General features: G+C 75.9%; 29 protein-coding genes. 8 read left to right on the top strand and 21 right to left on the bottom strand.

Going from position 1 to position 19,453, the window contains the following annotated elements; genetic code table 11:
- Positions 1-301: 301 nt before the first annotated feature.
- The 8 genes from ACRYRX_RS04935 to rpmB all read right to left on the bottom strand — a co-directional run bounded on the left by ACRYRX_RS04935 (position 302) and on the right by rpmB (position 3,351).
- The gene (locus ACRYRX_RS04935; protein ID WP_432510709.1) at positions 302-445 is read right to left on the bottom strand and encodes a hypothetical protein; all 144 of its coding nucleotides are present in this window, start codon (positions 443-445) and stop codon (positions 302-304) included.
- A gap of 336 nt (positions 446-781) precedes the next feature.
- Complete coding sequence (locus ACRYRX_RS04930) at positions 782-1,069, bottom strand: putative quinol monooxygenase (protein ID WP_432510708.1); 288 nt, start codon at positions 1,067-1,069, stop codon at positions 782-784.
- A 77-nt stretch (positions 1,070-1,146) separates the two neighbouring features.
- Positions 1,147-1,923, bottom strand: a complete 777-nt coding sequence (locus ACRYRX_RS04925) for an SDR family NAD(P)-dependent oxidoreductase (protein ID WP_432510707.1) — start codon at positions 1,921-1,923, stop codon at positions 1,147-1,149.
- A gap of 91 nt (positions 1,924-2,014) precedes the next feature.
- Positions 2,015-2,494: a GNAT family N-acetyltransferase gene (locus tag ACRYRX_RS04920; protein WP_432510706.1), complete on the bottom strand. Its 480-nt coding sequence runs from the start codon at positions 2,492-2,494 to the stop codon at positions 2,015-2,017.
- Positions 2,495-2,509: 15 nt separating this feature from the next.
- Positions 2,510-2,632 carry a type B 50S ribosomal protein L36 gene (gene ykgO / locus ACRYRX_RS04915; RefSeq protein ID WP_432510705.1) on the bottom strand — a complete coding sequence of 41 codons (123 nt, stop codon included), beginning with the start codon at positions 2,630-2,632 and terminating at the stop codon, positions 2,510-2,512.
- A gap of 10 nt (positions 2,633-2,642) precedes the next feature.
- On the bottom strand, positions 2,643-2,948 hold the full coding sequence (rpsN, locus tag ACRYRX_RS04910) for a 30S ribosomal protein S14 (RefSeq protein ID WP_432510704.1): 306 nt from the start codon (positions 2,946-2,948) through the stop codon (positions 2,643-2,645).
- Positions 2,948-3,115 (bottom strand): 50S ribosomal protein L33, encoded by a 168-nt coding sequence (gene rpmG, locus ACRYRX_RS04905; protein ID WP_432510703.1) that lies wholly within the window; start codon positions 3,113-3,115, stop codon positions 2,948-2,950. The genes rpsN and rpmG overlap by 1 nt, the downstream gene beginning before the upstream one ends.
- Positions 3,115-3,351 carry a 50S ribosomal protein L28 gene (gene rpmB, locus ACRYRX_RS04900; protein ID WP_432510702.1) on the bottom strand — a complete coding sequence of 79 codons (237 nt, stop codon included), beginning with the start codon at positions 3,349-3,351 and terminating at the stop codon, positions 3,115-3,117. The genes rpmG and rpmB overlap by 1 nt, the downstream gene beginning before the upstream one ends.
- Positions 3,352-3,438: 87 nt before the next feature.
- Between rpmB and ACRYRX_RS04895 the strand changes: the two genes are divergently transcribed.
- Positions 3,439-3,696, top strand: coding sequence for a type B 50S ribosomal protein L31 (locus ACRYRX_RS04895; RefSeq protein ID WP_432510701.1), 258 nt, complete (start codon positions 3,439-3,441; stop codon positions 3,694-3,696).
- 88 nt (positions 3,697-3,784) lie between these two features.
- On the opposite strand, the gene ACRYRX_RS04890 is transcribed toward ACRYRX_RS04895, so the two are convergent.
- A complete protein-coding gene (locus ACRYRX_RS04890) occupies positions 3,785-4,201 on the bottom strand; it encodes a phosphatase domain-containing protein (RefSeq protein WP_432510700.1) in 417 nt (138 codons plus the stop codon).
- Between the two features lie 133 nt (positions 4,202-4,334).
- On the opposite strand from ACRYRX_RS04890, the gene ACRYRX_RS04885 reads away from it, so the two are divergent.
- From ACRYRX_RS04885 to ACRYRX_RS04875, 3 genes are read left to right on the top strand one after another with little or no spacing between them, the layout of a single operon-like run.
- Positions 4,335-5,255 (top strand): ABC transporter ATP-binding protein, encoded by a 921-nt coding sequence (locus ACRYRX_RS04885; RefSeq protein ID WP_432510699.1) that lies wholly within the window; start codon positions 4,335-4,337, stop codon positions 5,253-5,255.
- Complete coding sequence (locus tag ACRYRX_RS04880; RefSeq protein ID WP_432510698.1) at positions 5,252-6,013, top strand: ABC transporter permease; 762 nt, start codon at positions 5,252-5,254, stop codon at positions 6,011-6,013. The genes ACRYRX_RS04885 and ACRYRX_RS04880 overlap by 4 nt, the downstream gene beginning before the upstream one ends.
- Positions 6,014-6,047: 34 nt before the next feature.
- On the top strand, positions 6,048-6,602 hold the full coding sequence (locus ACRYRX_RS04875; protein ID WP_432510697.1) for a GNAT family N-acetyltransferase: 555 nt from the start codon (positions 6,048-6,050) through the stop codon (positions 6,600-6,602).
- On the opposite strand, the gene ACRYRX_RS04870 is transcribed toward ACRYRX_RS04875, so the two are convergent.
- Positions 6,589-7,176 (bottom strand): helix-turn-helix domain-containing protein, encoded by a 588-nt coding sequence (locus tag ACRYRX_RS04870; RefSeq protein ID WP_432510696.1) that lies wholly within the window; start codon positions 7,174-7,176, stop codon positions 6,589-6,591. The two genes, ACRYRX_RS04875 and ACRYRX_RS04870, sit on opposite strands and share 14 nt — an antisense overlap.
- 77 nt (positions 7,177-7,253) lie before the next feature.
- On the opposite strand from ACRYRX_RS04870, the gene ACRYRX_RS04865 reads away from it, so the two are divergent.
- The 3 genes from ACRYRX_RS04865 to ACRYRX_RS04855 all read left to right on the top strand — a co-directional run bounded on the left by ACRYRX_RS04865 (position 7,254) and on the right by ACRYRX_RS04855 (position 9,977).
- Positions 7,254-8,240, top strand: coding sequence for an FAD-dependent oxidoreductase (locus tag ACRYRX_RS04865; protein WP_432510695.1), 987 nt, complete (start codon positions 7,254-7,256; stop codon positions 8,238-8,240).
- Between the two features lie 73 nt (positions 8,241-8,313).
- The gene (locus ACRYRX_RS04860; protein ID WP_432510694.1) at positions 8,314-9,516 is read left to right on the top strand and encodes a glycoside hydrolase family 15; all 1,203 of its coding nucleotides are present in this window, start codon (positions 8,314-8,316) and stop codon (positions 9,514-9,516) included.
- A 257-nt stretch (positions 9,517-9,773) separates the two neighbouring features.
- Positions 9,774-9,977 carry a cold-shock protein gene (locus ACRYRX_RS04855; RefSeq protein ID WP_106211855.1) on the top strand — a complete coding sequence of 68 codons (204 nt, stop codon included), beginning with the start codon at positions 9,774-9,776 and terminating at the stop codon, positions 9,975-9,977.
- Between the two features lie 72 nt (positions 9,978-10,049).
- Here ACRYRX_RS04855 and ACRYRX_RS04850 read toward each other — a convergent pair whose 3' ends face one another.
- The 6 genes from ACRYRX_RS04850 to ACRYRX_RS04825 are packed head-to-tail and all read right to left on the bottom strand — an operon-like array spanning position 10,050 to position 16,072.
- Positions 10,050-10,817 carry an ABC transporter permease gene (locus ACRYRX_RS04850; protein ID WP_432510693.1) on the bottom strand — a complete coding sequence of 256 codons (768 nt, stop codon included), beginning with the start codon at positions 10,815-10,817 and terminating at the stop codon, positions 10,050-10,052.
- The gene (locus ACRYRX_RS04845) at positions 10,814-12,406 is read right to left on the bottom strand and encodes a hypothetical protein (RefSeq protein WP_432510692.1); all 1,593 of its coding nucleotides are present in this window, start codon (positions 12,404-12,406) and stop codon (positions 10,814-10,816) included. Before ACRYRX_RS04845 ends, ACRYRX_RS04850 begins: the two co-directional genes overlap by 4 nt.
- Positions 12,403-13,197: an ABC transporter ATP-binding protein gene (locus ACRYRX_RS04840; protein WP_432510691.1), complete on the bottom strand. Its 795-nt coding sequence runs from the start codon at positions 13,195-13,197 to the stop codon at positions 12,403-12,405. Before ACRYRX_RS04840 ends, ACRYRX_RS04845 begins: the two co-directional genes overlap by 4 nt.
- The gene (locus ACRYRX_RS04835; protein WP_432510690.1) at positions 13,152-13,742 is read right to left on the bottom strand and encodes a GNAT family N-acetyltransferase; all 591 of its coding nucleotides are present in this window, start codon (positions 13,740-13,742) and stop codon (positions 13,152-13,154) included. Before ACRYRX_RS04835 ends, ACRYRX_RS04840 begins: the two co-directional genes overlap by 46 nt.
- A 20-nt stretch (positions 13,743-13,762) precedes the next feature.
- Positions 13,763-15,349, bottom strand: a complete 1,587-nt coding sequence (locus tag ACRYRX_RS04830) for a CYTH and CHAD domain-containing protein (RefSeq protein ID WP_432510689.1) — start codon at positions 15,347-15,349, stop codon at positions 13,763-13,765.
- Between the two features lie 48 nt (positions 15,350-15,397).
- A complete protein-coding gene (locus ACRYRX_RS04825) occupies positions 15,398-16,072 on the bottom strand; it encodes a class I SAM-dependent methyltransferase (RefSeq protein ID WP_432510688.1) in 675 nt (224 codons plus the stop codon).
- Between the two features lie 255 nt (positions 16,073-16,327).
- Here ACRYRX_RS04825 and ACRYRX_RS04820 point away from each other — a divergent pair, with 255 nt between their 5' ends.
- Positions 16,328-16,594, top strand: coding sequence for a hypothetical protein (locus ACRYRX_RS04820; RefSeq protein ID WP_432510687.1), 267 nt, complete (start codon positions 16,328-16,330; stop codon positions 16,592-16,594).
- 4 nt (positions 16,595-16,598) lie between these two features.
- Here the strand turns inward: ACRYRX_RS04820 and nhaA are convergent, their stop codons facing one another.
- The 5 genes from nhaA to ACRYRX_RS04795 all read right to left on the bottom strand — a co-directional run bounded on the left by nhaA (position 16,599) and on the right by ACRYRX_RS04795 (position 19,450).
- Positions 16,599-17,903 carry a Na+/H+ antiporter NhaA gene (nhaA, locus tag ACRYRX_RS04815; RefSeq protein ID WP_432510686.1) on the bottom strand — a complete coding sequence of 435 codons (1,305 nt, stop codon included), beginning with the start codon at positions 17,901-17,903 and terminating at the stop codon, positions 16,599-16,601.
- An 81-nt stretch (positions 17,904-17,984) separates the two neighbouring features.
- Complete coding sequence (gene crcB, locus ACRYRX_RS04810) at positions 17,985-18,347, bottom strand: fluoride efflux transporter CrcB (protein ID WP_432510685.1); 363 nt, start codon at positions 18,345-18,347, stop codon at positions 17,985-17,987.
- Complete coding sequence (locus ACRYRX_RS04805) at positions 18,344-18,757, bottom strand: fluoride efflux transporter FluC (protein ID WP_432510684.1); 414 nt, start codon at positions 18,755-18,757, stop codon at positions 18,344-18,346. Before ACRYRX_RS04805 ends, crcB begins: the two co-directional genes overlap by 4 nt.
- A 76-nt stretch (positions 18,758-18,833) precedes the next feature.
- A complete protein-coding gene (locus ACRYRX_RS04800) occupies positions 18,834-19,139 on the bottom strand; it encodes a DUF3349 domain-containing protein (protein ID WP_432510683.1) in 306 nt (101 codons plus the stop codon).
- An 11-nt stretch (positions 19,140-19,150) separates the two neighbouring features.
- Complete coding sequence (locus ACRYRX_RS04795; RefSeq protein WP_432510682.1) at positions 19,151-19,450, bottom strand: hypothetical protein; 300 nt, start codon at positions 19,448-19,450, stop codon at positions 19,151-19,153.
- Between the last annotated feature and the right edge of the window lie 3 nt (positions 19,451-19,453).

Here is a 19,453-nt window from a genome sequence, read left to right as displayed (position 1 = left end):
GTCCGGCGGCGGGGCTACGCCCGAGGCAGCCCAGAGGACCGGGAACCTAGGACCAACGACTCACCCCGGCGGGGCGGGACGGCCCCGCCCCGCAACCGACGGCGCACAGAAGGCTGTCGATGACCTGCGCAAAGCAAGCAAGATCAACCCTCGCCTGAGTCCCCCCTCAACGCCTTCAACCACCGTCGCCAAGACCGTGACGAAACCACCCGCGAAATGACGCCAGACGCCGAACTCACGCTGATCGCGGCGATCTGAGCTGTGAGGTCGGTAGGGTCGTCCTGCGCTGCGGGTCGTTCGCTCAACCGACCGCGGCGAACAGCAGGCTGTCCTCGCGGCCACCGCGGATGAGCAGGTGCGAACGCAGCGATCCTTCCTGCCGCCTCCCGATCTTGCGCAGCACCCGGTGGTAGATCACGTTGCCCGACCGGCGCATCGACTCCACCCGACACAGCCCTCAGTCGTCGCGCGCGAGGCACAGCACCGCCGCTGCGGTTTCGGTGGCGCTATCCTGGCCCGAGTGCTCCCGGGCCAGGACGTGACCCATCGCCCCGTGCCGGTGCTCCCGGCTGGTGACTGTCACCGAACACGCCCCGACCACGTTCCCGGCAGCCGTCTCCGCCTGCGTCACCGCATCGGGTCGTTCGACAGCGGAGGCGCGTGCACCTCCTCGAAGGCCTGCGACTGAGCTGGGGCGTTCAGTCCCCAGTCGGCGTGGCGGCACACCTCGGGGTCACCGGCTCCACGGCCCTCCGCTTCCCGCGCACGTCGGTGGTCGTCTTCACGTCAGGGGGCGCGCACCGGACACGTCGTACTCGGCCACCGACGCCGAGCGGATCGCGGCGGCCTGCTCACCGCTCGGGCCGCTGCCGCGGAAGGCCTCCACGGCGGCGCGCGAGGACCAGCGCTCGAAGACGTCGATCCGGCCGGCGTCCAGGAGGTCCGCCGTGACGCTGAAGTCCAGGCAGCCCTCGGCGCACCGGGCCTGCTGCACCACGTCGGTGCAGCCCGCCAGGTACGCCTCGCGCTGCCCGGGGTCGACGACGAGGTGCCCGGCGACGATGACCACGGTGAACTCCTCGGGGGTGGCGGACGTGACGTGAGGTGGGACCGCGCGGGTCGCCGAACCTCATCGGTCCCGACCGCTCAGGGCACGATCGCGTCGACGTACCCGCCGTCGACGCGCACCGCCGCGCCCGTGGTCGCCGAGGCCAGCGGGGAGGCCAGGTAGCAGACCATGTTCGCGACCTCCTCGGGTTCGATGAACCGCCGCAGCAGCGACTGCGGCCGGTGCTTCGTCATGAACTCCCGCTGCGCCTCCTCCCACGGGCCGTCGCCGACGAGCTCGCGGACGAAGTCCTCGACGCCGCCGGTGTGAGTGGGCCCGGCCAGGACGGAGTTCACGGTGACGCCGGTCCCGGCGGCGGCCTTGGCGAACCCGCGGTGCACGCCGAGCAGCGCGGTCTTGGAGACGCCGTAGTGGATCATCTCGGCGGGGGTGACGACGGCGGAGTCGCTGGAGACGTACTGGACCCGCCCCCAGCCCTTGGCGGTCATGCCCGGCAGGTAGTGCCGGGTGAGCCGGACGGCGGTGAGGACGTTCGTCTCGAAGTAGCGGCGCCACTCGTCGTCGCTGATCTGCAGCGGGTCGGCCGACCCGAAGATGCCGAGGTTGTTGACGAGGACGTCGACCTCGGGGACGGCGGCCACGAGGTCGGAGTGGCCCGACACGGTGGTGATGTCCCCGGCGATCGTGCGGACCTCGCCCTCGACCGTCTCCGCCGCCCGCGCGAGCTTGTCCTGGTCGCGGCCGGTCAGGACCACCGACGCCCCGCACGCGGCGAGGCCCCGGGCGATGGCCAGCCCGATGCCCTGGCTCGATCCGGTGACCAGGGCCGACTTCCCGTTCAGGTCGATGCGCACGCGCCCTTCCTACCGGCCCGGGCCGGGTCCGGCACCTCGTCGCCGGTCAGGCCGGTGCGGACGGGGAACCGTTCTCGGTGGAGCGGTCCCCTCAGGTCAGCGCCTTCGCGAACCACAACTGGGCGTGCGGGTTGTCGTTGTACGGCGCGACCTCGGTGAAACCCGCGGACCGGTACAACCCGACCGCGGCGGCCAGGGCGCCGTGGGTGTCCAGCACGATCCGGGCGGCGCCACGGGCCCGCGCCCAGTCCTCGCACCAGGTCAGCAACCGCCGGCCGACCCCGAGGCCGCGCGCCCGGCCCGCGACGTAGAGGCGCTTGACCTCGACGGACCCGTCGGCCAGTCCCCGCACCCCGACGCAGCCGAGGGGTTCGCCGTCGCGGACGGCGACGACGAACGCCCCACCGGGCGGCACGAGGTCCACCAGGTCCCCCGGCGGCGCGCCGTCCTCGTCGGCGGGCAGGTCCGCGGGCAGGCCGGCGACCCGGGAGACCTCCGACCAGAACGCCGAACGCAGGAACCGCCCGGCGTCCCCGCCGGGCGGTTCCTCGCGCAGCCGCACCCCGCTCACGCGGCCATGGTGCCCTCAGCCCTGACGGGCCTTCCACCGGGGGTTGCGCTTGTTGACCACGAACACCTTGCCGTGCCGCCGGACGACGATGGAGCCGTCCTTCTCCTTGAGCGACTTCAGCGACTTGACGACCTTCACGACGCGCTCCTCACCAGCTGGACTTCGTGACGCCGGGCAGTTCCCCGGCGTGGGCCATCTCGCGCAGCGTCACGCGCGAGATGCCGAACTTGCGCAGGTACCCGCGCGGGCGGCCGTCGGTGGCGTCGCGGTTGCGCAGCCGGGTCGGGCTGGCGTCGCGCGGCAGCTTCTGCAGCGCGAGCTGGGCCGCGGCGCGGTCGTCGGCGCTCAGGGCCGGGTCCACGGCCCGGCGCTTGAGGTCGGCGCGGCGCTCGGCCCAGCGCTCGACGACGGCGCGGCGCTGCTCGTTCCGGGCGATCTTCGACGTCTTGGCCATCAGCGTTCCTCGCGGAAGTCGACGTGCCGGCGGACGACCGGGTCGAACTTGCGGATCACCAGGCGGTCGGGGTCGTTGCGGCGGTTCTTGCGGGTCACGTACGTGTACCCGGTCCCCGCGGTCGACCGCAGCTTGATCACCGGACGGACGTCGGTGGACTTGGCCATCAGATGCTTTCCCCTCGTGCTCGGATCCGGGCCACCACGGACTCGATGCCCTGGCGGTCGATGGTCTTGATGCCCCGCGCCGACACGGTCAGGGTGACCGTGCGCCCCAGCGAGGGCACGAAGTACTCCTTGCGCTGGAGGTTGGGGTCCCAGCGCCGGTTGGTCCGGCGGTGCGAGTGCGAGACGGACTTCCCGAACCCGGGTTCCGCTCCCGTCACCTGGCATCGAGCCGACACGTTCTCTCCTCGTGGTCGTCGGACGGTCTGTGCAACACTAGTGCCAACGATAATCATTCCTGACAACCACACGACGAGGAGCCCCGCGTGCAGACCGAGATCCACCCCGCCTACGGCGACGTCGTCTTCCGCGACAAGTCCGCCGGCACCGCGTTCCTCTCCCGGTCGACGCTGGTCTCCCGCGCCGGCCTGCCGACGATCGAGTGGGAGGACGGGAACACCTACCCCGTCGTGGACGTCGACGTCTCCGCCGCCAGCCACCCCTTCTGGACCGGCACCAGCCGCGTCCTGGACACCGAGGGCCGCGTCGAGAAGTTCCGCCGCCGCTACGCGCAGAAGGGCTGACCCCCTCCCCCCGATCGCGCGGAGCACGGACCGGGCCCTCCGAGGGGCCTCGACCGGCCCGGGCCGTGCTCCGCGCCCCCTCAGCCCCTCAGGACCGGGTGACGAAGCGCCGCTGCCACGGCGTCTCGACGGCCCCCCGGCCGTAGTGCTCCCGCACCCACCCCACCGCCTGCGCGGCGGGCACCCCGTCCAGGACCGCCAGGCACGCCAGCGCCGTCCCCGTGCGCCCCCGGCCACCCCCGCAGGCCAGCTCCACCCGCTGCGACGACGAGCGGTCGAGGACCTCCCGCAGCGCCGCCCGCAGGTCCGCCGGGTCGGCGGGCAGCCGGAAGTCCGGCCAGCGCACCCACCGCGACGGCCACGCCACCGCGACCGGGCGCCCCAGCAGCAGCACCCCGAACTCCGGCGCGGGTCCCGGCGGCAGCGGCCGGCGCAGGCCGCGCCCGCGCACGAGCCGGCCCGACGGCAGCCGCACGACCCCCTCGCCGTCCGCGGACCACGTCACCCCCCCGGACCCTCCCACCCCGCGCCCGCGTCCGCGCCCCGCCGGGCCCCCGGGGACTACCGTCGGTGCCCTGCGCACCCCGCCCGGCCGACCCGGGCACCACCCCGGGGACCCGCGAGAACCAGGAGGAACCGTGGACGGGACCCCCGTGGTCGAGGTCGACCGCGTCACCCGCACCTTCGGCCCCGTCACCGCCCTCGACGACGTGAGCCTGAGCGTGTCCCCCGGGGAGGCCGTCGGCGTCCTGGGCCCCAACGGCGCCGGGAAGTCGACGCTGCTCTCCCTGCTCGCCGGGCTCCGCCGCCCCGACCGCGGGACCGTCCGCGTCGGCGGCGGCGACCCCAGGGAACCCCGCACCCGCGCCCGCCTCGGCGTCACCCCGCAGGCCACCGGGCTGCCGCAGACCCTGCGCGTCGGCGAGGTCGTCGACTTCGTCGCCGGCCACCACCGCGACCCCCTGCCCCGGCGGGAGGTCCTGGAGCGCTTCGACCTCACCGCGCTCGCCGGCCGCCAGTGCGGTGGCCTGTCCGGCGGCCAGCAGCGCCGCGTCGCGGTGGCCCTCGCCTTCGTCGGGCGCCCCGACGTCGTGCTCCTCGACGAACCCACCACCGGCCTCGACGTCCCCGCCCGGCTGGCGCTGTGGGAGGCCGTGCGGGGTTTCGTCGCCCGCGGCGGGACGCTGCTGCTGACCTCGCACCACCTGGAGGAGGTCGAGGCGCTGGCGAGCCGCGTCGTCGTCGTCGACCACGGCCGCGTCATCGCCGAGGGCACCGTCGAGGAGATCCGCGGCCGGACCCGGGTGCGGCGCGTCCGGTTCGGCGCCGACGACCTGCCCGCCGCGCTCACCGGCGACGCCGACGTCCTCGTCGCCGGGACCGGCGGCCGGTGGGAACTTCTCGTCCCCGACGCCGACGCGTTCGTGCGCGACCTCGTCCGCGCCGACGTGGGTTTCCGCGACCTGGAGGTCTCGGCCGCCTCGCTGGAGGAGGCGTTCCTCGCCCTCACCTCCCACGGCACCACCCACGGCACCACCCACGACGGGGTGCGCGCGTGAGCGCCGCCGCCGGCACCGCCCGGCTCACCCTGCTGCACACCAGGTACCAGATCCTCGAAACCCTGCGGGTGCCCGTCGTCGTCGTCAGCACCGCGGTGTTCCCCGCCCTGATCCTCGTCGTGTTCGTCGTCCCGCAGGCCGGCGGGATGAGCCCGGCCCAGGCCACCGGGGCCACCGCGCAGCTCGCGGTGTTCTCCGCCATGAGCGTCTCGCTGTTCACCCACGGCGCCGGGATCGCCGAGGACCGCGCCCTGCCCTGGGACACGCACCTGCGGACGCTGCCCGTCGGCGCCGGGCCGCGGTTCGTCGCCCGCGTCGTCACGGGCGCGTTCTTCACCCTCGTCGGGCTCGTCCCCCTCGTCCTGCTGTCCACCCTGCTGACCGACGCCGCCATCACCGCCGGAGGTTTCCTGCGCGGCCTGCTCGCCCTGCTCGCCGCCGGGGTCCCGCTGCTGGCCCTCGGCCTCGCCCTCGGGTACTCGATGCCGGCCAAGGCGGCGCTCGCCCTGGCCCAGGTGCTGCTGCTGCCGCTGGCGTTCGCGGGCGGGTTGTTCCTGCCGCCGGAGGCCATGCCCGGGTGGCTGGAGGCGATCTCGGTGTGGACCCCGACGCGGGCCGGGCGCGACCTCGTCATCGGCGCCGCGACGGGCCTGGACCCGGGGGCGCGGCTGGTGCCGGTGCTGGCCGGCTGGACCGTCGTGCTCGGCGCGGTGGCGGTGTGGGCGATCCGGCGCGACCAGGGCCGCCGGTTCCGTTGAGCCCGTGGGCGACCGCGCGTGCCAGGGTGGCCGGGTGAACCCCGAGGAACTGGTCCGCACCGAACGCCTCGTCCTGACCCGCCCCGTCCCCGCCGACCTCGACGACGTCTTCGCGCTGTACTCCGACCCGGCCGTGTGGGAACACCTGCCCAGCGGCCGGCACACCGACCCGGCCACGACCCGGCGGCTGCTCGACCACGTCGAGGAGGGCTGGCGGCTGATGGGCCTGGGCAGCTGGGTCGTCCGCGACCACGACGGGGACCTCGTCGGGACCGGCGGGTGCGACCTGCGGCTGGGACTGGCCTGGAACCTCGGGTACCGGCTGGCGCGGGACCGGTGGGGCCGGGGGCTGGCGCAGGAGGTCGTGCGCGCCGCGCTGGACGCCGCGGCGCGGGTCCGGCCCGACGTCGCCGTCACGGCCTACCTGCTGGAGCACAACACGCGGTCGCGGGCCGCCGCCGAACGCGCCGGGCTGGACCTGGTGTGGCGCGGCCCCGACGCCGGGAACCCCGACCCGGCCGCGGTCCGGCTCCTCTACGCCGACCGGCCGCTGAGCGCGATCGCGGTGCGCGAACTCACCGCGACCTGACCCCCCGGGGCCGGGCGCGGACGTGCATGCGCTCGCCCTGCCGGCCGAACAGGACCAGGCACTCGGTGACGACCGCGCCGGGGTTGCTCACCCGGTGCGGCAGCCGGGTGTCGAACTCGGCGGCCTCGCCCCCGGCGATCTGGAAGTCGTCCACGCCCAGCCGCAGGCGCAGCCGCCCCGACATGACGTAGACCCACTCGTACCCCTCGTGGACGTTCTGCTCGTCGGACTCCTCCCCCGCCCCGGGTTCGAGGACCAGCTTGTAGGCCCGCAACCCGCCGGGCACCGCCGACAGCGGCACGAAGGTCGCGCCCGTCCCGCCGGAGCGGGCCCGGGCCGGGCGACGGGTCGGCGGGCGGTCGGGGTGGACGAGTTCGTCCAGCCCCACCTCGAAGTGCTCGGCGAGCGGGAGCAGGAGTTCCAGGGTGGCCTTGCGGCCCCCGGACTCCAGCCGCGACAACGTGCTCACCGAGATCCCCGTCGCCGCACCCACCTCGGCCAGGGTCGCGCCGGCGGTGGTGCGCAACCGGCGCAGCCGCGGCCCGACCCCGGCGACGGTCCTCTCGACGTCCACCCCGGCAGACAACCCCGTGTTTGCCGTTCCGGCAACTCCGCTGGCCCGGCGGGCCCGGCGCGGCGCACGCTCCCGCCATGCCCGAGAACACGACCGAGAACCCGACCGAGAACCCCTCCCACGACGTCGTCGTGGTCGGCGGCGGGGCCGCCGGCCTGGCCGCCGCCGTCGCCCTCGGCCGCGCCCGCCGCACCGTCCTCGTCCTCGACGCGCAGGAGCCGCGGAACGCCCCCGCCCACGGGGTCCACAACTTCCTGACCCGCGACGGCCTCGACCCGCGCGAACTCCAGCGCCTGGGCGCCGAGGAGGTCCGCCGCTACGGCGGGACCGTGCTCACCACCACCGCCACCGGCGCCGTCCGCACCGCCACCGGGTTCACCGTGCACACCCCGTTCGGCGGGTTCGACGCCCGGCGGCTCGTCGTCGCGACCGGCCTCGTCGACGACCTCCCGCCGGTCCCCGGGCTGCGCGAGCAGTGGGGCGAGGGCGTCGTCCACTGCCCGTACTGCCACGGGTACGAGGTCGCCGGGCAGCCGATCGGGGTCCTCGGCACCAGCGCCCTGTCCGGCCACCAGGCCTGGCTGTTCCGCCAGTGGAGCGAGGACGTCACCTACTTCACCCACACCGCCCCCGAGCTGGACCCCGGACGGCGCGAGGAACTCCTCGCCCGCGGCGTCCGCGTCGTCGACGGCGAGGTCGTCGAGGTCGTGACCGAGGACGGCGCCCTGACCGGGGTGCGGCTGGCCGACGGCACCGTCGTCGCCCGCCGGGTCCTCGTCGTCGGCGCCCCGCTGCGGGTCCACTCCCCCGTCCTGGACGCGCTGGGGCTGGCCCGCGAACCCGTCGTCCTGGGCGGCGTCGAGATCGGCGAGCGCTACCCCTCCGGCCCCGGCGGGGCCACGACCCTGCCCGGGGTCCACCTGGCGGGCAACGTGACCGACCCGCAGGCGCAGGTCGTCACCGCCGCCGGTGCCGGGCTGGTGGCCGGGGCCGCCGTGAACGCCGACCTCATCGCCGAGGAGACCGCCGCCGCGGTGGCGCGGTACCGGCTCGCCCCCGTCTGAGCCTCCGCGGAACCCGCCCCGGCCCCGCCCGGGGCGGGTTACGGTCGAGGGACGTCGGACGGGGAGGTGCGGGGTGCGTCGCCGCTGGGTGCTGGTTGCCGGGGGCACGTCCCTGCTGGGCGCCGCCGTGACCGGGACGGCGCTGCTGGCCGACCGCACCGAGGCCGCCCCCGTGCCGCACCTGCTGTCCGGGCCGGACTGGTACACCCCCGACCCGGCCGCCGAGGCGGCCTGGCTGGCCCGGGGTTCGGTCCCCGGCGACGGCGGCCCCCACGGCGACATGGTCCGGCGGGCCCTGCTGGACCTGCGGGCCCTCAGCCGCGCCAACGGCGCCGTCGCCGCCGGGCCCGCCCCCTCCTGGAACCACGCCTGGCCGCGCGACTCGGCCTTCGCCGCGGTCGCCCTGGCCCGCACCGGTCACCTCGGCGACGCCGTGCGGGTCCTGCGGTTCCTCACCGCCGTCATGCTGCCCGACGGCGGGTTCGAGGCCCGCTACCGGCTGGACGGCAGCGGGCCCCCCGACGACCGCCGCCGCCAGGACGACGGCGCCGGGTGGGCGTTGTGGGCGTTGCGCGCCGTCCTGGACAGCCCCGGCGGTCACGCCCACGCCGAGGAGCTGCGCGACCTGCTGGAGGGGGCCCTCGACTTCACCCTCGACCGCACCCGTTCGGGCCACCGGCTGCCCGACCCCTCCCCCGACTACTGGGAACGCCGCGAGGCGAGCCTGACGCTGGGGGCCGTGGCGCCGCTGCTGGCCGGGCTGGAGGCCGCCGCCGCCGTGCTGTCCCGCCTGCGCGAGCGCACCCGGGCCCGGGAGGTGTCCGCGGCCGCCGGGCGCCTGGCCGAACTCGTCCACGACCGGTTCGCCCCGGCCGGGTACCCGCGCTACGCGCAGAACCCCGACGCCGGTGTCGACGCGGCCACCGCGTTCCTGCTGCCCCCGTTCACCGCCCGCGCCGGCCCCGCCGTCCTGGCCGCGTTCGACACCTACCAGGAGCGGGCCCGCCGCCCCGCCGGGGGTTTGGCCCCCGGGGCCGGGTGGCGCGACGACGGGGTGTCCTGGACGCCGCAGACGGCCCTCGTCGCGTGGGTCGGCGCGCGGATCGGCCGCCGCGACCAGGCGAACGAACGGCTGGACTGGTTGAACGTCCACCGAACCGCCTGGGGCAGCATCCCCGAGAAGGTCCTCGCCGACGGTTCCCCGGCCGGCCCGGCCCCGCTGGGCTGGTCCGCCGCCTGCGCCGTCCTGGCCGTCGACACGCTCGAGCGCGGGTGAGAGGGGGAACCGCCCGGGAACGCCGGGAACCCTGGCGGGCAGGCGATCGGGAACCGTGGAGGTCTTGCGCACAGTTGCAGGTTGCGTGTTAGCTTCCCCACGGCTGCAGGTCACGGCAGCTCCTCGATCGTTCTGAACGCCCGCGGAGTGTGTTGCGGGCGTCGCGCGGACCGAGAACCGGTTCGGCGTGACGTTCCACTCAGCCCGAGTCCCGTAGACGCGCGGGGCTTGACCGACTGGAAACGTGTGGAGAAAGCATGGCTCAGGGCACCGTCAAGTGGTTCAACGCCGAGAAGGGCTACGGGTTCATCGAACAGGACGGCGGCGGTCCCGACGTCTTCGTGCACTACTCCGCCATCGGCGGCAACGGCTACCGCTCGCTGGAGGAGAACCAGCGCGTGGAGTTCGAGGTGACGCAGGGCCAGAAGGGCCCGCAGGCCGAGCAGGTCGTCGCGCTCTGAGCCGATGAGCTCGTGAACCCACCGGAGGACCCCCGCCCGCGGGCGGGGGTCCTCCGTCGTTCGTGAACGGTTTCACGAACTCCCGCGCACGGGCTTCGTCCGCAGCCGCCGCCCTAGACCGCCCGTCACCACCACCGCCGCGACCGTCTCCGCGGCCAGCAGCCCGGCCAGCACGAGCAGCTGCACCCGCGCCGCCTCCCACGGCGTCGCACCGCCCAGCAGCAACCCCACGAACGCCCCCGGCAACGTCACCAGCCCCACCGTCCGGGTCTGGTCCAGCGCCGGCGCCAGCGCCCGCGACGCCGCCGTCCGGCCCAGCGGCGCCACGGCCTGCGCCGGGCGCGCCCCGATCGCCAGCCACCCCTCGACCTCGGCCCAGCCGCTCTCGACGTCGTCGAGCATCCGCCGCCCGGCCAGCGTCGTCGCGCTCATGCACCCCCCGATGAGCTGCGCGGTGAACGGCACCACCTGCAGGACCCGCAGCTCCAGCGCCCCCACCGCCACGACCACCACCGCCGCCGAGGCCGCCCCCGCCCCGATCGCCAGCGCCGTCAACGGCCACACCGAGGCGGCCCCCGGCACCCGCAGCCGCCGCGCCGACGTCCAGGACGCCACGGCCAGGGCCGCGGTCAGGTACAGCGGCGCCAGCGCGGGGGTGCGCAGCACGACCCCCAGGACCAGCCCCACGGCCCCGATCTGGACGACGGCGCGGGCGACGGCCGTGACGACGTCGCGGCCGTGCCGCAGACCGCCGAGGGCGCCGACCCCCGCGGCGAGCGCCGCGAGCGCCACGACGGCGACGGCGACCGGCCACAGCGAGGACACCGCCGCCCAGCTCACGACGAGCCGACCCGGGCCAGGACCTCCGGTCCCCTCCGGTCCAGGACGGCCCCGCCCTGCACGACGCCCAGCCACGGGAACGCCACGGCGCTGGCCGCGCCGAGCCCCAGGGCGATCCAGCCGGCCCACGCGGGCCCCAGGACGGCGACGACGGCGGGCACGAGCGTCGGCGCGGACAGGGCGGTGGTGACCGCGGAGGTGCCGAACTGGACGGCGACGGTGGCCGCGGAGGCGCCCCGGGGCGTCTGGAACGGGTTCGCGCCGGGCGCGGGCGCCGGGTAGGGCACGAGGGCGCTCGCGACGGACGACACGCCCACCGCGGCGCCGAACAGGGCCAGGCTGGCGCCGAGGACGGCGGGCAGCAGGTCGGGGCGCCCGGCGAGGAGGGTGCCGCCCACGGCGGCGGCGAGCAGGACGGGGACCTGCCAGAGAGCGGCGGCCAGGACGCGCCCGGCGCGGTCGTCGCGCCCGCGCAGCCCGGTGGCCAGGTGCAGCGCGAACGCGGAGTGGTCGTAGGCGACGTCGTTGTGCAGGGACCAGCCCGTGACGAACGCGAGGGCGGGCCCGGCGACCAGCGGCCACGCACCCACGCCCCCGCCCTGCGCCAGCGGCAGCACGACGAGCAGCAGCGGGACGACGAGCAGGGAGGCGGCGCTCATCAGGTACCGGGGGTCGCGGCGCCAGTAGCGGGTGCAGCGGACGGCGACGGCCACGGCGGGGGTGGACGGCGACCGGTCCAGCAGCGGGTGGTGGCGCTCGTCGGCGCGGGCGGAGGCGACGGCGTGCGCGGACGGCCCGGTCCCGGCCGGGCCGAGGGCGGCGGACCAGGCGGCGAGCACGAGGGCCAGGACGGCGACGGCCAGGGCCAGCCGCAGCGCGGCGCGGGCCCACTGCCCGTCGGCGGCGTCGGCCGCGGCGGCGAACGCGAACCCCGGCGGGGTCCACCCGGCGACGGTGGCGGCGGTGCGGGCGAGGTCGGCCAGGCCCTGCCCGGCGCGGGCGGCCGCGACGTTGAGCAGCGGGCCGGTGGACACCAGCAGCAGGGTCCCCACCACGACGAGGGCGTCGCGGGTGCGGCGGCGGCGCAGCAGGGCGGCCGCGGCGGTGGTGGTGGCGCGCGAGGCGGCGACGGCGGTGAGGACGGCGACGGCGAGGGCGGGGACGGCGAACAGCGTCGCGGGCGCGCTCCGGGAGAACGTGACGACGGCGGCGGCGCCGAGCAGGGCGGTCGCGGTGCCGGGCAGGCCGAGCAGCCCGGCCAGCAGCAGGCCGGGGACGAGGCGCCGGCGGTGGACGCCGAAGGTCGCGAACCGGGCCGGGTCGAGGGTCTCGTCGACGCCGAACGCGACGAGCGGCAGCAGCGCCCACCCGAGGACGACGAGGGCCCCCGCGCCGACGACGACGGGCCGGGCGACGTCGGGCGCGGAGAACCGCAGCGCCACCAGTCCCCCGCCGAGGACCGCGACCAGGCCCGCGGCCCAGACGGCACCGAGGACGAACGCGACGACCTGCCAGGGGCTGCGGCGGAACCCGTTGCGCAGCAGCGTCGCGCGCAGCCGGACGAAGGTGGCCAGCGAGGGGTCGTTCACCGCAGCCAGTCCAGGGTCCCCGAGACGTCGCGGGTCCCGCCGACGAGGTCGACGAAACGGTCCTCCAGGGTCCCGGCGCCGCGGACGGCGGCGAGCTCCCCGGCGGCCAGGACGCGGCCGCCGGCGATGACGGCGACGTGGCTGCACAGCCGTTCGACGAGGTCCATGACGTGGCTGGACAGGACGACGGTCCCGCCGCCGCGCACGTACCCCTCCAGGATGGCGCGGATGGTGGCGCCGCTGACGGGGTCGACGGCCTCGAAGGGCTCGTCGAGGACGAGGACGCGGGGGGCGTGGACGAGGGCGCAGGCCAGCGCGACCTTCTTCGTCATGCCGGCGGAGTAGTCGACGACGAGGGTGCTCGCGGCGTCGGCCAGGCCGAGGGCGTCGAGGAGCTCGGCGGCGCGCGCCTCCACGACGTCGCGCGGCATGCCGCGCAGCAACCCGGAGTAGCGGACGAGCTCGCGGCCCGAGAGGCGGTCGAACAACCGCACGCCGTCGGGCAGGACGCCGAGGAGGCGTTTGGCGCCGACGGGGTCGGCCCACACGTCGGCGCCGGCGACCCACGCGCGCCCGGCGTCGGGGCGCAGCAACCCGGTGGCCATGGACAGCGTGGTGGTCTTCCCGGCGCCGTTGGGGCCGACGACGCCGTAGAACGACCCGGCGGGCACGTCGAGGTCGAGGTGGTCGACGGCGACCTTGGGCCCGAAGCGCTTGACGAGCCCGCGCAGGGCGAGCGCGGCGGTCACCGGGTGAGCCGGTGCCGCAGGTCGTTGCGGGCCGCGGGCCACTCGGCGGCGGTGAGGGAGAACACGACGGTGTCGCGCAGCGACCCGTCGGGCATGACGTCGTCGTTGCGCAGCACGCCGTCCTGCCGCGCGCCGAGGCGGGCGATGGCGGCGCGGGACTGGTGGTTGTGCCAGTGGGTGCGGAACTCCACGGCCACGCAGCCGAGGACCTCGAACGCGCGGGTCAGGAGCAGGAGCTTGCCCTCGGCGTTGATGCCGGTGCGCTGGGCGCTGGGGGCGTGGAACGTGGAGCCGATCTCCAGCTTGGGGACGCCGGCGCGGATGTTCATGTACGTCGTGGCCCCGCACAGGGCACCGGTGTCGAGGCGGCGGACCGCCCAGGGGGCCATGACGCCCTGCCGCTGCAACCCCAGGCGGCGCTCGATCTCGGCCTCGACGGCGTCGGGCGCGGGGATCCTCGTGTACCAGGTGCGGTGCAGGCCGCCCTCGGCGACGACGGCGCGCAGCTCGTCGGCGTGCCGGTGGGCGAGCGGCTCCAGCGCCACTCGCCCACCGGTCAGGGGCACGGGGTCGGCGAACTCGCTCACCCCGCGACCCTACCGACCGCTCACTTCAGGAAACGGCGCAGCTTCTTGCGGTTCGCGGCGTCCCAGGCGGTCTCGACGTCGTGGAACGCGACGGCGGAACGGACCTCCTCGAGGGCGTGCAGGCGGCCGAGCACGAACGCGCCGGACCCGGCCCCCTCGACGAGACCGGCGAGGAACTCGCGGGTCACGACGGTGTCGGCGTGCTCGTCGAGCAGGTCGAGCAGTTCCTTGAGGACGTCGACGTACTCCTCGGCGTCCTCGCCGACCCGGGGGGCGACGACGGCGGCGGCGTCGCGCGCGACGGCGACGGCGGTCCGCAGCCGGGCCAGGGCCGCGGCGTCCTCGGCGGTGGCCTTCTCGACGTCGTGCCCGATCTCGGCGTCGATCTCGCCGTCGACGTCGAGGTCGACGTCGCGGTAGGCGTCGCGGGCGGCGCGGTGGGCCTCGGCGACGAGCGGCAGCAGCGCCTTGCGCGCCTCGCGGCGGGCGGCCTTGACGGTGGGCGGGTCGGCGACGAACGCCTCCAGGGCGGCGACGAGGTCGCGGTAGCGCTGGGAGTCCAGCGCCTCCAGCACCGCGGCGTGGGCGGTGGCGGCGCGCTCGGCGAGGGTCGCGCGGACCGTCTCGGCGACGACGGCGGGGTCGCCGGTGCCGCTGCCGGCGGTGTGCCCGGCGGCTTCCTCGTCGAGGTCCTCCAGCAGCTTGTCGGTCAGCACGTCGAGGTCGCGGGAGGGGCGCGTGACGTCGGCGATCCAGGTCAGCTCGGCGCGCAGCGGCTCGGTGGCCCCCTCGGTGAACAGCGGTGCGAACGTCGTCAGCACGTTGTGCAGGCGGCGGGCCGCGACCCGCAGGGAGCGGACGGCGTCGGGGGCGTCGATGCGGGCCAGCGGGTCCTGCGACAGCAGCCAGCCGACGTCCTGCGCGAGCCGGCCCAGGACGACCGCCCCGGCGCTGTCGTCGACGGACACGGCGTCCAGGCCGTCCTCGTCGTCGGGGCCGTCGAGGACGGTGCGCAGCTGCGCGGTGCGGTCGGACTCCTCGGCGCCGAGGGCCTCCCAGGTGTCGGTGACCGCGTCGAGCAGGTCGCGGCGGCCGTCGACGACCTCGGCCTGCCACTCGACCCACGTCTGCGCGGAGGAGTCCTCAGGGACCAGGGCGCGGGCCTGGACCCGGCGGGTGGTCAGCCGCGCGACGACGGAGCCGTCGGCGTCGAGGAGGTCGCGCTGGGCGGCGGTGGTGCTGAGGGCGAGCACGGGGCCGAGGGAGCGGCCGCGGGCCGCGGCCCAGGTGAGGCGCTGCAGCGCGGCGGGTGCGGTGCGGACGGCGCGGCCGAGGGCGTGCCGGACCTCGTGGGTGCGGGGGCCGCGGCCGGGCAGTTCCAGGACCCAGCCGCGCGGGGCGGGGCTGGTGCGCTCGGCGGTCTGCCGCCGCACGGACACCCCGGCGGCCGCGAGCGCGAGGTCGCTGGTGTCGTAGTGCGTCTCCTCGCTGGTCACCTCGACGGGGGCGCCGACGTCGGCGACGCCGGGCAGGTCCGCGCCGCCGGGCGCGGACCCGCTGGTGGGCGCGAGGTACGTGCGGGTGAGGGCCAGACGAGGGGACGGCATGGGGCCAGGAATACCACGACTGGCTGAACGATCACGCATCGTCCCAGGTCAGGGGCGGTGCGCGGGGCGGCGGTCCAGCCGCAGGACGCCGTCGCGCCAGACGCCGGTGGAGCCGTCGTCGAAGGTGGTGGTGCGTTCGACCAGGGCGCTGCGGGCGACGGTCCACTCGTCGGCCGGCAGGTCCAGCGCGGCCCGCAGCTCCTCGGGGGTGGGCAGGTCGACGACGGCGTCGGGGAAGTCCTCGGACACCAGGGGGCCGAGCTGCTCGGGGCGGGTGACGTGGCCGACGACCAGGAGGGAGCCGCCGGGGGCGACGGCGTCGGCGGCGCGGCGCAGGACGGCGACCCGGTCGAGGAAGGCGTAGGAGTGCAGGAAGGACGCCGTCACGAGGTCGAAGCGCCCCTCGGGGAGGGAGACGCCGAGGTCGTGCCGCTCGAACGCGGTCCGCTCGGCCAGGCCGGCGTCGGCGGCGTGCGCGCGGGCGCGGTCGACGGCGGTGTCGGACACGTCGACGCCGGTGACGCGCCAGCCCCGGGCGGCCAGGTGCAGGGCGTCCCCGCCCTCCCCGCAGCCGAGGTCGAGGGCGGTGCCGGGGGTGAGGTCGGCGACGGCGTCGACGAGCGCGGCGTTGGGGCGCCCGCTCCAGACGTGGCCGCCGGAGGCGGCGTACACCCCTTCCCAGAGTTCACGGGCGTCGCGGGCGGAGGGGTCGAAACGGGCCATGCCCCGATCCTGCGGACGGGCTCCCCCACCGTCGACCTCCCTTGCCGACTCGGCAAAACTCCCCGGCGATCGAGGACACGCCCACGGCGATCAAGGACACGCCCCCGGCGATCAAGGACAGCCGTCGCCCCGCGAGCCCTCCTGTCCTTGATCGCAGGGCGGGAGTCCTTGATCGCGGAGCGGGAGTCCTTGATCGCCGTGGGGTGACGTGGATCGCGTTGAGGGGTGCGGGGACCGCGCGTACACTAACCATTCATGCACGAACAATCGTCGCCGGACCCGGTCGGCACCCCCCGCAACCTGCGTCGGCCGAGGTCGAGGAACAAGTTCTTCGACCTGTTCCTCGACGCCGCGTTCAGCTTCACCGGCCCGGCGCAGGTCTCCCACGAGGAGGGCCCCCAGCGCGGGCCCCGCACCGACGAGGAGGCCCGCGCGGGGTACGCGCAGTGGGAGCGCGTCACCCGCGGCGGGCACAGCTACCTCGTGGAACGCCGCCCCGGGGACACGCCCCCGCAGTCCTGAGGCGTCAGCGCTCGTAGACGTCGGGGATGCCGTTGCCGTCGGCGTCGACGCCTTCCTCCTCCTCGATCCGGCGGTAGACGCGGTTGCGGCGCGCGAGCACGATCGCGGCCAGGACCGCCGAGAGGAACGACCCGACCAGGACGCCCAGGGTGACGTGCTCGCCCGCCTCGGTGCCCTCGCCGAAGGCGAGGGAGCCGATGAGCAGCGACACCGTGAACCCCATCCCCGCGAGCATCGACATGCCCAGCACGTCGATCCAGCGCAGGTTCTCGTCGAGCTCGGCCCTCGTGAGCTTCGCCACGAGCCAGGTGGTGCCGACGATGCCGATCGGCTTGCCGAGGACGAGACCGGCGACGACGCCGAGCGCGACGGAGTCCTGCATCGCGGAGGTGAAGCCGGACACGCCGCCGATCGCGACGCCGGCGGAGAACAGCGCGAAGACGGGGACCGCGAAACCCGTCGAGAGCGGGCGCCAGCGGTGCTCGAAGTGCTCCGAGAGCCCCGGGCCGGCCTCGGGCCCGCCGTTCCTCCGGCTGCGCAGCACCGGGACGACGAGGCCGAGCAGCACGCCGGCGACGGTGGCGTGGATGCCGGAGGCGTGCACGAGGGCCCACGTCGCGAGCGCCAGCGGCATCAGCAGCCACCACGAGCGGATGCGGCGCTGGACGGCGACGGTGAACGCGACGAGGGTCAGCAGGGCCAGCAGCAGCGGCGTCCAGTGGACCTGGTCGGTGTAGAAGACCGCGATGACGGTGATGCCGAGCAGGTCGTCGACGACGGCGAGGGTCAGCAGGAACGTCCGCAGCGCGGACGGCAGGTGGGACCCGACGACGGCGAGGATGCCCAGGGCGAAGGCGATGTCGGTGGCGGTGGGGGTGGCCCAGCCGACGAGGGCGCCCTCGGGGGCGCCGGGGTGCAGGACGTTGACGAGCACGAACAGCAGCGCCGGGACGGCCATCCCGCCGACGGCCGCGGCGATGGGCAGCGCCGCCGCGCGGGGGCTGCGCAGGTCCCCGGCGACGAACTCCTTCTTCAACTCCAGGCCGGTGACGAAGAAGAAGATCGCGAGCAGGCCGTCGGCGGCCCAGTGCTCGAGGGAGAGGTCCAGGTGCAGCGAGGCCGGTCCGAGGTGGAACTGCCGCACGTCCTCGTAGCTGCCGCCGGGCAGGTTCGCCCACACGAGGGCGATGACGGTGAAGACCAGCAGCAGCAGTCCGCCGGTCGTCTCCTGCCGCAGCACGTCGGCGATGCGGCGGGCCTCGGGCCAGGAGCCGCGGGAGAAGAGGGGACGCTGGGGGGTGGAGGGCACGGGGCCTGCTTCCGGGGTCGGCGGGGTTCGGGATCCCTGACGGGACCGCCGACCAGACTTCCCGGCACACCGCGGCCCAGCCTACCCGAGCACCCCCAGGCCCAGCCCGAGCGCGGCGACGAGCACGGTGGCCGCGAGGTTCACCAGCGCGTTCCCCGCCGCGAGCCGCCACTCGCGCTCGCGCGCCAGCTGCACCGTGTCGACCGCGGCCGTGCTGAACGTGGTGAACCCTCCGCAGAAACCCACCCCGAGGACCAGGAGCCAGCGCTCGTCGGCGCCGTCGAGGACGAGGCCGGTGCAGAACCCCAGCAGCAGCGAGCCGAGGACGTTGACGAGCAGGGTGCCCCAGGGGAACCGGGAGGGCCAGCGGCTGCGGACGGTGCCGTCGAGCCAGAACCGCGCGGCGGCTCCCAGCCCCCCGGCGAGCGCGATGAGCGCGGTCACCGCGGCCGGCGGGCGGTGCGGGCGGCGAGCGCGATCCCGGCCGCGGCGGCGAGCAGCCCGGCGGCCAGGGAGGCCGCGGCGTAGGCCAGGGCGGTGGCGGGGGCGCCGGTGCTGACGAGCCGGTCGAGCTCGACGGCGAAGCTGGACCAGGTGGTCAGGCCGCCGCAGAACCCGGTCCCGAGCCCGAGCCGCCACCGCACGGTGGCGGGGGTCTGCGGGCCGCGGCGCACGAGCGCCTCCAGCAGCAGGCCCAGGACGAAGGAGCCGGTGACGTTCACGGCGAGGGTGGCGGCGGGGAACCCGTCGAGGGCGGGGACGGCCTGCGCGACGAGGCGGCGCACGAGCGTGCCCGCGGCACCGCCGGCGGCGACGAGCAGCACCAGCCGGGGGTCGCGGTGCGGGGCCGTCACCGCGACACCCTCCCACGACGGCCGGGGGCCGCGGTCCGGGTGCGGACCGCGGCCCCCGGCGGTGCGGGTGGTGGGGTCAGAGCGGGCGGTCGGCCAGCGGCCAGCCCCCCGCGGCGAGGTGGGAGGAGACGCGGGCGATGTCGGCCTCGGACGGTTCGTCCAGCGTCGCCTGCTCGACGAGCCGTTCGACGTCGGCGACGGTGATGACCTCGCCCTGACGGGCCAGGCCGGCGATCTCGGCCGCGATCTCGTGGACCTCGGTGTCGGTCAGCTTGCGCCGCAGCAGGCCCAGCAGCGCGACGTAGTCCTGCCGGGGCACCCCGCCGGGGTACCCGGCGCGCAACCAGTCGACGATGCGGCCGGCCAGGGTGGTGGAGGGCATGGGGGCTCCCGTCACTTGTCCACGAGGGTGGGGTAGACGTGCTCGAAGCTCAGCGCCTTGCCGAAGCCGCTGGCGACGATGAACGTGATGCCCAGCGCGACGGCCGCGACGACGACCGCGAAGCAGACCACGGCCAGGACCTTCCCGGCCGGGTGGCCGGGGGCGTGGCTGTCCTCGGCGTCGCCGCCGGCGCCGAACGCCAGGGCGCGGACCCCGGCGGAGAACAGCACGGGCAGTCCGGCGCCGAGGACGAGGGCGACGAGCAGGATCTTCCAGAGGGCTTCGCCCACGAGGACCAGGTTCTGGGTCACGGT

Origin of the sequence: Kineococcus lubricus (genome assembly GCF_050871965.1) — a bacterium.
Taxonomy (GTDB): Bacteria; Actinomycetota; Actinomycetes; order Actinomycetales; family Kineococcaceae; genus Kineococcus.
This window is presented reverse-complemented; position numbering and strand designations above follow the sequence as displayed.

Coding starts and splice junctions, on each gene's coding strand:
- rpsN (WP_432510704.1), bottom strand. CDS start 2,948: ATGGCCAAGACGTCGAAGATCGCCCGGAACGAGCAGCGCCGCGCCGTC.
- ACRYRX_RS04830 (WP_432510689.1), bottom strand. CDS start 15,349: ATGCCGTCCCCTCGTCTGGCCCTCACCCGCACGTACCTCGCGCCCACC.
- ACRYRX_RS04865 (WP_432510695.1), top strand. CDS start 7,254: ATGCCCGAGAACACGACCGAGAACCCGACCGAGAACCCCTCCCACGAC.
- ACRYRX_RS04800 (WP_432510683.1), bottom strand. CDS start 19,139: ATGCCCTCCACCACCCTGGCCGGCCGCATCGTCGACTGGTTGCGCGCC.
- ACRYRX_RS04825 (WP_432510688.1), bottom strand. CDS start 16,072: ATGGCCCGTTTCGACCCCTCCGCCCGCGACGCCCGTGAACTCTGGGAA.
- rpmG (WP_432510703.1), bottom strand. CDS start 3,115: ATGGCCAAGTCCACCGACGTCCGTCCGGTGATCAAGCTGCGGTCGACC.
- ACRYRX_RS04855 (WP_106211855.1), top strand. CDS start 9,774: ATGGCTCAGGGCACCGTCAAGTGGTTCAACGCCGAGAAGGGCTACGGG.
- ACRYRX_RS04820 (WP_432510687.1), top strand. CDS start 16,328: ATGCACGAACAATCGTCGCCGGACCCGGTCGGCACCCCCCGCAACCTG.